Origin of the sequence: Methylobacterium aerolatum (assembly GCF_022179085.1) — a bacterium.
GTDB lineage: Bacteria > Pseudomonadota > Alphaproteobacteria > Rhizobiales > Beijerinckiaceae > Methylobacterium > Methylobacterium aerolatum.
This window is the reverse complement of the sequence record NZ_BPQE01000055.1, coordinates 1-6,087: the sequence shown is the minus strand read 5'-3', so window position 1 is coordinate 6,087 and position 6,087 is coordinate 1. Positions and strand designations below refer to the sequence as shown.

Annotated in this window: 6 protein-coding genes and 1 pseudogene; 5 read left to right on the top strand and 2 right to left on the bottom strand. The window is 59.5% G+C overall.

What is annotated here, in order from left to right:
- Positions 1-284: 284 nt before the first annotated feature.
- Positions 285-440, top strand: a pseudogene (locus tag MFF06_RS22735) (TadE/TadG family type IV pilus assembly protein); the annotation flags it as partial.
- Positions 441-472: 32 nt separating this feature from the next.
- On the opposite strand, the gene MFF06_RS22480 reads toward MFF06_RS22735, so the two are convergent.
- Entirely contained in the window at positions 473-724 is a 252-nt protein-coding gene (locus MFF06_RS22480; protein ID WP_238208414.1) for a hypothetical protein, read from the bottom strand.
- A 141-nt stretch (positions 725-865) separates the two neighbouring features.
- On the opposite strand from MFF06_RS22480, the gene MFF06_RS22475 reads away from it, so the two are divergent.
- Both MFF06_RS22475 and MFF06_RS22470 read left to right on the top strand, forming a co-directional pair.
- Complete coding sequence (locus tag MFF06_RS22475) at positions 866-1,528, top strand: TadE/TadG family type IV pilus assembly protein (protein ID WP_238208412.1); 663 nt, start codon at positions 866-868, stop codon at positions 1,526-1,528.
- Between the two features lie 16 nt (positions 1,529-1,544).
- On the top strand, positions 1,545-3,230 hold the full coding sequence (locus MFF06_RS22470) for a pilus assembly protein TadG-related protein (RefSeq protein WP_283207307.1): 1,686 nt from the start codon (positions 1,545-1,547) through the stop codon (positions 3,228-3,230).
- Positions 3,231-3,741: 511 nt separating this feature from the next.
- On the opposite strand, the gene MFF06_RS22465 is transcribed toward MFF06_RS22470, so the two are convergent.
- On the bottom strand, positions 3,742-3,942 hold the full coding sequence (locus MFF06_RS22465; RefSeq protein WP_238208408.1) for a hypothetical protein: 201 nt from the start codon (positions 3,940-3,942) through the stop codon (positions 3,742-3,744).
- Between the two features lie 255 nt (positions 3,943-4,197).
- Between MFF06_RS22465 and MFF06_RS22460 the strand changes: the two genes are divergently transcribed.
- Positions 4,198-4,650, top strand: coding sequence for a LexA family protein (locus MFF06_RS22460; RefSeq protein WP_238208406.1), 453 nt, complete (start codon positions 4,198-4,200; stop codon positions 4,648-4,650).
- Positions 4,647-5,981, top strand: coding sequence for a Y-family DNA polymerase (locus tag MFF06_RS22455; protein ID WP_238208404.1), 1,335 nt, complete (start codon positions 4,647-4,649; stop codon positions 5,979-5,981). Before MFF06_RS22460 ends, MFF06_RS22455 begins: the two co-directional genes overlap by 4 nt.
- The last annotated feature ends 106 nt before the right edge of the window (positions 5,982-6,087 follow it).

Sequence of the window (6,087 nt, the reverse complement as noted above, 5' to 3'; positions counted from 1 at the left end):
TCGTATCGGAGGTAACGGCGAGATTGGGTCGGGAGCCGAAGGGCTGCTCAGGGTGGATTTCTGCCAGTCTGCTTTCGGCCAGCAACTGACGGAAGCCGACACCGCCCCGCGCCCCTACGACCTCAGCTCGACGGGAGGCCGCTCGGCCTTGGCGCGCTAAATTGTCCAGTCGTGTATGAGGTCACGTTAAGTCAAGTTTAGCACATTCTGCCATAATTCTCGCTACAGATCTGCATCATCGCTTATTTATAAGAGCGGCGACTTTGCGCAACCCGCGATTGAACGTGTGGAACAAGCGTATCGACCTGTGCCGCGATAATTCGGGCGCAGCGGCTGTCGAGTTCGCTATGGTATCCATGCCATTTCTCGCACTCTGCGGCGCAATCTTTCAAGTCGCTTTTCAGATATGGGCTACACAGAATTTTGATCGGGCCCTACAAAATGCGGTTCGAACAATCTTCACTGGTCAATTTCAATCCGCCAACAGTACACAAACTGACGCCGCGACCCTTTTGGCGGCATTGAAAACAACGATGTGCGGTCCAGCTTCAGCCACTGTCGCCAATGTCTTCAACTGCCAAGCCGTCAGAATTGACGTAGCGACCTCGACGAGTTTCTCGAATGCGTCACCATCTAAGCCGGTCGACACGGCAACTGGCACGTGGAACACAAGCTTCGGAACCCGGTATGACTGCGCGAAACCTGGAACGATCGTCGTGGTCACGGCCGCCGTTCAGTTTCCCACATTTTTCAATTTGCTAGGGCTGAACACCAAAAAGATCGAGAGTGGCAGCAACTCCTCTGGCCTGCTCACATCGACCGCGGTGTTCCGCACGGAGCCCTATCAGACCAGCGGATCAGGTCCATGTTGAGGTCCCTCCGGCATTGCGTCAAGCGTCTGTGTCAGGAGCGTCGTGCGACTGCGGCGACCGAATTCGCCATCATCTTGCCCGCGCTGCTCATGATGTTGGCAGGCATGACCGAGTTGGCGCGTGGTATTGATGAATGGCGCAAGCTGACACTGCTGGCGCGAACCCTCGCCGACTTAACAGGGCAAGGCGATACTCAGAACCCCATCAGCTCAAGTCTGATGAACGATATCATCTCCTCTTCCGCAGCCGTCATGCGACCATTCGATATCAGTAAGTTGAATGTCGTGGTCAGCGCTATGGGCGTGGGGGTGAATGGCGGCACCCTCATCCCAACGGTCTGTTCCAGCATCGCGAACGCCAATGCAGTGGCCCGGAGTAGTGGCTCGGCCTCGGATCTGGTTGTTCCTCTCGGCTATCAGACCGTTGGAATGCGGTACGTTCAAGCGGAAGTCAGTATCGTATACACGCCAATGATCGGTAGCACACTTACTCGGCTGGTCGGCGGAATAGGGAACTCTATCACGTTGACCAGCAATGTTCCGTGGCCAACTCGCGGCGGCAAAACCTACGGAGCGAACACCTACAAAGAGGTTGTATTACCGGCATCGAACGCAAAAGCATGCGACGGCTCGGCTCCGGACGGCTCCTCTACTTAGCGAGCTATGGCATATAATGAAATACGGATTATTTTCGTGCCGGGGTGGCAACGTTGCCATTCTCTTCGCTGCACTGAGCATACCCATGCTCATGTTCGGTGGCGCCGCCATCGACTATGGCCTCGCAACCCGGCTGGAAACGAAACTCAGAGCCGCGACAGACAGCACTGCCCTCCTACTATGCCAAACCCCGATGACCATATCTACAGTTGATCTGAACATCTTGGCTCAAACGACGATGGCCGGTGCGATGGGAGTGCAGAATCTGCTTGTCGAGCCCCTTATCATCACAAACAATCCGCGCAAAATCACACTTGTCGCCCACAAACAATCTTCGGTGTTCTTTGGAAAGTTAACCGGAACAACTTTTATGAACCCCCGCGCAAAATCAGAATGCGCGAGCCCCCTGCCGAAGACATTCGAAATTGCCCTTGTACTCGATAACACTGGATCGATGGGCGCGTCGAGCGGCGGCCAAACAAAGTTGCAGGCTGTACAACAAGCTTCGACAAATTTCGTGAACTATGTCTACAATAACAGTTCATTTTCGAGCGCGACGAAAATTTCCATAGTTCCATTCGCGGCGGCGGTAGCCGTCGACCCATCGGCGTACCGTTACGCCTCTTGGATCGATCAGAACGGTCAGTCCAGCCTGCATTGGACGAATGTGCTTTCGCCGCGCGGTTCCAATTTTACTAATAGATTCGACATATTCTCGAAGTTGAAAGCCGCCAATAACGGTTGGGATTGGGCCGGCTGCTTGGAAACTCTGCCTTACCCGTTAAACGTACAAGACGGCGCTCCGACCGGCACGAACAAGGACTCCTATTATGTACCTTTGTTTGCCCCCGACGAGCCTGGGGCGGCGAACAAAAATTATGCAGAATTCACAGTCAATAACAATAAATACTATAGCTTCAACAGCTATATCGACGACGACAATGGCAGCAACCTCGGTAGCTGCCCTGTACAGCCGGCGGGCACGTCATTCAATTCCGCCGAAGGGCGCGCTTGCAAGTACGTCAGTCCGGCAAATCCAGCGCCAACCAATTCCGGCGCCTATACCGGAATCCCTAACGGTCCGAATTTTGGTTGCACAACGCGGCCATTGCAACGGCTGACAAATGATAAGGCCGCATTGAAGGCTTTGATCAATGCGATGGCGCCATCCGGCTCGACAAATATTCATGAAGGTTTCATGTGGGGCTGGCGAACGCTTTCACCGACTAGCGTGTTCGCAGATGGCAGCGCTTACTCGTCGTCATCCAACAGCTCAAGTGCTCAAACGATCAACAAGATCATAATATTGATGACGGATGGCACAAATAGTTGGGCCACGAACCCATATTCTCCAAACGGATCTATGTATTTTGCGGCCGGGTACTTTAAGAATGCGAATGATACAACCGCGAGCGGCAGAATGCCCACTGGCAACCAAAACGTTTATGATTCAACAAGCGCCAGAAATGCTCTTGATGCACTAACGGCAGAAGCATGCAAAAACGCTAAAAATGCAAATATATCGATTTATACAATTGGTTTTAGCGTGCCAAGTGACCCAATTGACTCCGCTGGGCAGACGCTTTTGAGAAATTGCGCATCAACGCCTGCGCAATTTTACATAGCAAATAATTCAGACGATCTGATCAAGTCTTTCCAGCAGATACAAGCAAGTATTGGCGTTCTTAGACTGACTCAGTAAAGATTTGTTGTCGATATTTTTACACGCAGATGACTTTACGGCGTAGGCTTATAAATTTGGTATGTACAAAATTTTGACGCAGATAATCGGCTAAAAATATAATCGATCTTATTAAAGCTGCTACGTGTCTTGTGATAATATATGACTTCCTCGTTGCACACATAATCCGTTGTAGGGTAGATTTGTGATGTCCGCGGATGGCGATCGACGCAGGCAGCTTTAGATGTAGCGTTATGTCCATTCATGGCTAGGCTGGGCCTACGAAAGTCAGCGCCCTTTGAGTCGGCTGCTGATGGCGGCCGCCATGCTTGAGAGTTGGGCCACCCGGACTACCGACCGGGCTGTGGCTTCTATAGGTCCAAGGCTGGTCAAGCAGCGCGCCACAGCTCGTCGAGAACCATGAACGACCAAGGGTTGGGACGATGACCCGTGTCTGCTTTTGACATGTCGGCGAAGTGATTCGGACGGCTTGCTTGAGTCGCAAGCGGATCTCACGCGCGTTCCCTCGTCCTCACGCCTCGTCCCAGCCGTACACCCGCATCGCCTCCCGGCCCGGGCCGGTGAGGAACCACGCCGAGCCGTCGCTGTGGCGGGTTCGGGGGACCGGTCGCTCCTCCACGAGACCCAGGCGCGCGAGGACGGGCATCGTCGATGGATAGGCTTGGCGCCGCAAACCGCCCGGTGTGCCCGCCACCGCGCGCAGCGCCGCCACCTGTTTTCCCCGGATCGGCGGAGGAGACGGGTTCGGGCAAGGTCCTCCGCGCGTTGATGGTTTCGGCACGCGTCCACAGCCCTCCACACCGCTCGTCCGCGCCGGCCTCGTCCCCGGCGCCGAACCTGTTGAACCGGAGCCTCGCCTCAGGCTTGTTCTGCGTCTGTTCTAGAAAGCGCGAGGCGAAATGCGAGGGATGCGACGAGGAATGCCTGGGGGTGAGCTCAGGCCGGCCTTCGGCGTGGATCGCGTCCGATGACCGTGCGTCGCATCGCGGTCCTGCCTCTCGACGGGCCGGAGACCGTGCGTGTGCCCCTCATCGGGTCGGCCCTCTGCGCGGGCTTTCCCTCGCCGGCGGACGACTTCATGGAAAGCGCGCTGGAGCTGCCGCGCTGGCTGGTGCCGAACCCGCCGGCGACCTTCCTGTGGCGGATCGCGGGTTCCTCCATGGAAGGGGCCGGCATCTTCGACCGGGATCTCGCCTGCGTCGATCGCAGTCTCACGCCCGGCCACGGCAGCATCGTCGTGGCCGCGGTGGACGGGGAGATGTCGTGCAAGCGGCTGGTGATCCAGGGCAACGTCCCGCGGCTGGCCTTCTGCAACCCGGATCTGCCGGCCTTCGCCGTCGATGAGATGGGGGAGGGGGCGATCTGGGGCGTGGTCCGCTTCTCGATCCGCTGGCACGTGGCGCAGGGGCGAATGGCATGAGCGATCCGGCGAAGCGGCAGCGCGACCGGATCGGTGGCGGCCGGGCCGTCGCGCTGATCGACGGCAACAGCTTCTACTGCTCCTGCGAGCGGGTGTTCGATCCCAAGCTCGCCCGGGTGCCGGTGATCGTGCTCTCGAACAACGACGGGTGCGCCATCGCCCGGACCAGCGAGGCGAAGGCCCTCGGCATCCGCATGGGCGAGCCGTACTTCAAGATCCGCGACCTCTGCCGGACGCAGGGTGTGCGCGTCTTCTCCTCGAACTACACCCTCTACGGCGACATGAGCGGGCGTACGAACGCGGTGTTCCGCCAGTTCAGCCCCCGGGTCGAGGTCTACTCCATCGACGAATCGTTCCTCGACCTGTCGGACGTGGCCCCGGTGTTCCGAGCCGAACTCGCCCGCGATCTGCGGGCCACGGTGCGGGCGTGGACGGGCATCCCGACCTGCGTCGGCATCGGCCCGACGAAGACGCTCGCCAAGCTCGCGAATCACATCGCCAAGAGCGTGCCCGACCTCGACGGCGTCTGCGACCTGACGGAGGTGGCGGCCTATGAGCACTGGCTCTGCCGGGTGGAGGTCGGCGAGGTGTGGGGGATCGGCCGGGCTTCGCTCGCCAAGCTGGAAGCGATGGGCGTCGAGAGCGTCGCGGACCTGCGCGACCTCGACCCTCGGCCGGTCCGGAAGGGCCTCACCGTCGTCGGCGAGCGCATCATCTACGAGCTGCGCGGCCTGGCCTGCCTGCCCCTCGACCTCGTGCCGGCCCGGCGGAAGGGCTGCGCCGTCACGCGCTCCTTCTCCTCCCGCATCACCGACCGTGCGACCCTGGAGGAGGCGGTGGCCGCCCACGCCACGCGGCTCGGTGAGAAGCTCCGCCGGGAAGGGCTCGGCACCGATCACGTGACGGTCTTCTATCACACCTCCGAGCACGACCGGGACGCGCCCCAGCGCTCGGTCGCCACCACCGTCAGCCTGCCCGAGCACACCTCGGACACGCTGGCGCTGATCAAGGCCGCCCGCCTCGGCGTCGCCAAGACCTGGCGCGACCCGAGCCCCGACCGGCCGGCCTGGCGTTATTCGAAGGCGGGCGTGGTGACGAACGACCTCGCCCCGCTCAGCCACAGCCCCCGGGCGCTGATCGGCGCGCTCGACCGGGAGCGCTCCGGCCCGCTGATGGCGGCGATGGATGCCTGCAACGCGCGATGGGGCAGGGGGGCTGTGGTCCCGGCGCGGGCCGGGCTGACGACGAAGCGGGAGTGGACCACGAAGTTCGACATGCGGACGCCGCGGTATACGACGCAGGTAGGAGAGCTGCCGGTGGCGCAGGCCTAGGCTTGGCGCGATGGGCCCATATGGCTTTGGCCTGTCGGCATGCGACGCGCGGTGTGTAACGAGGGGGTCTGGATACGACCCAATTTCGCCGTTACCTCCGATACGA